The sequence below is a fragment of the Agathobaculum sp. LCP25S3_E8 genome, from assembly GCF_052117165.1.
Lineage (GTDB): Bacteria > Bacillota > Clostridia > Oscillospirales > Butyricicoccaceae > Agathobaculum.
The window spans coordinates 1-2,579 of sequence record NZ_JBQKJR010000123.1; the positions used below are offsets into that span (position 1 = coordinate 1).

Genomic DNA, 2,579 nt, shown 5'->3' on the forward strand with positions numbered 1-2,579 from the left:
CGTGCGTCCGTAAGGACACCTTGTTTCGTGTGATACGAAGGTGCCCGCGGACTGTTAGGAATTCTGCTGTTGGCACAGCAGCAACATAAAAGTATCAAAAAGTTGTCATCACCCGATTTATCCGCAAGGGAAACTGCGCGGGGAGTGTAGCATATCGGGAAAGCGGTAAGTCGGCAGAGCTATCCGTGCCGCGACTGAACTGCAAGATGAAAGGTCAGTTATGAGGATAAAAGCTGGATTGCCTGAATGACAGTCCGAGGGGTCATACTCGAGTCCCTGATACACGATAGCTGAAGTGTCAGGCGGTACAAGGAACTTCATAAAGGCTAGGTGAAGGTGTTCATGATACTTTTGTACCGACCAACCGCAATAAGCGGCAAAGGGCGAACGTCATATCCGACAAACTGACAAGCCATTCCCAACAGTCTAACCGGAGATTACCTAAACCGGAACGCCCCACAGGGCTATGCGTAATGCCGCAAGGTGATAAATTCCAAGGATTAACACCCCAAGGAAGATGACGCTGAAAATCCGGCATGGTAACGGAGGTCCCATAGTAGTCCGAGGGCGGGAAAACCGTCTACATGGCGAAGGGGGCCAGTTTGTCTATCAATATAGAGAAAGGAACGGTGTGTGAGACACCATGAGAAATCCAATCGACGTATTGAACAGTCTGAAATCCAAAGCAAAAGCCCCAACCTATCATTATGAGCGCCTGTATCGCAACCTTTATAACCCAGAGTTTTATTTGCAGGCGTACTACAACATCTATGCCAAGCCCGGAAATATGACTCCCGGAACGGACGGGCAGACCATAGACGGAATGGGTATGGAGCGTATCGGAAAACTGATTGAAAGTCTAAAAGACCACAGTTACCGGCCAAATCCCGCACGACGTACCTATATCAAGAAAAAGAACGGAAAAATGCGCCCGCTGGGCATCCCGTCTTTTGATGATAAGCTGGTGCAGGAAATCGTGCGGATGTTGCTGGAGGCTATCTATGAGCCGACTTTCTCCAACTATTCCCACGGTTTTCGGCCTAACCGAAGCTGCCACACGGCACTTTTGCAGTTACAGCGCAACTTTAGCGGAACAAGGTGGTTTATAGAGGGCGATATTAAGTCGTTCTTCGACAACATAGACCACACAGTTCTCGTAGGAATCCTGCGCAGGCGCATCCATGATGAGTATTTTCTTGCTTTGATATGGAAGTTTCTGAAAGCGGGATACCTTGAGGACTGGACTTTTCACCGCACCTACTCCGGCACCCCACAAGGCTCCATCATCAGTCCTATTCTGTCAAATATCTACCTAAACGAGTTTGACAGATACATGGAGCAGTACATGGCATCTTTCAGAAACGGAGCGCGGCGGGACAAGTACACCCCATATTGGAAACTGCATGAACAAATTCGATGGCTTGAAAAAGGCAAATACAAGCCGGAAATGTGGGAAGAAATGGACGAAACGGCAAGAGATACGGCCTTGCGGGAAATCAGGGAAAAAACAGCCCTCAAACGGCAAATGCCGGCATATGACCCCATGGACACAGAATACAAACGTCTGCAATATGTAAGATATGCAGACGACTGGATTTGTGGAGTCATTGGCAGTAAAGCAGACGCTGAAAAAATCAAGTTAGACATCAAGCAGTTTTTGTCGGAAGAACTCCATTTGGAATTATCCGATGAAAAAACGCTGATAACGCAGGCAAAAGATAAGGCCAGGTTTTTAGGCTTTGAAGTCTTTGCCAGCAACAGTGACCATATAACAACCAGCAAAAATGGCCACAAGATGCGATCCATGAGCGGAAAGATTCTGTTGTATGTCTCCAGAGACAAATGGCAGAAGAAGCTGCTTGATTATTCGGCGTTGAAAATCACATACCGAGAGGGTCGGGAAATCTTCATCCCTACCGAACGCACCTACCTAATCAACGGTGATGACCTTGAAATCTTAAACCAGTACAATGCGGAAATCAGGGGCATCTACAACTACTACCGCATAGCGGATAATGTCAGTGTTTTGGGCGATTTCTACTATGTAATGAAGTACAGCCTGTTCAAAACCTTTGCCGCCAAATACAAAACACGCATCAGCCGTATCCGTAAGAAATACGGATATAAACGCTTCGGCGTGAAATATCCGAGTAAAAGCGGAAAAGCAATAGCGTATCTGTATGACGACGGGTTTAGAAAGGACAACAGAATGGTTTCTGCCCCGGCAATGGATGTTATTCCGATGGTACACAGAAATCTCAACTCGACAAGCCTGATAAGTCGATTGAAGGCCGAAAGGTGTGAATGGTGCGGAGCGGAAAATGTTCCTATCGAAATGCACCATGTTCGGAAAATCAAGGACTTAAAAGGCAAAGCCGGGTGGGAAATCGTGATGATAGGTCGCAAACGCAAGACTATGGCGCTATGCCGTGCGTGTCATGACAAACTGCACGCCGGCAAATTAGACTGACAGACAAAGGGAGAGCCGGATACGCCGAGAGGTGTAAGTCCGGTTCGTGAGGGGGGTACTCGGAAACCTGCCGCAGTAATGCGGTAAGGCGCTGGGCGCCCACCCTACT

General features: G+C 47.9%; 1 protein-coding gene. It reads left to right on the plus strand.

What is annotated here, in order from left to right; all coding sequences use genetic code 11:
- Positions 1 to 643: 643 nt before the first annotated feature.
- Positions 644 to 2,470: a reverse transcriptase domain-containing protein gene (locus tag ACTQ34_RS17755; RefSeq protein ID WP_441364928.1), complete on the plus strand. Its 1,827-nt coding sequence runs from the start codon at positions 644 to 646 to the stop codon at positions 2,468 to 2,470.
- Positions 2,471 to 2,579 lie beyond the last annotated feature (109 nt).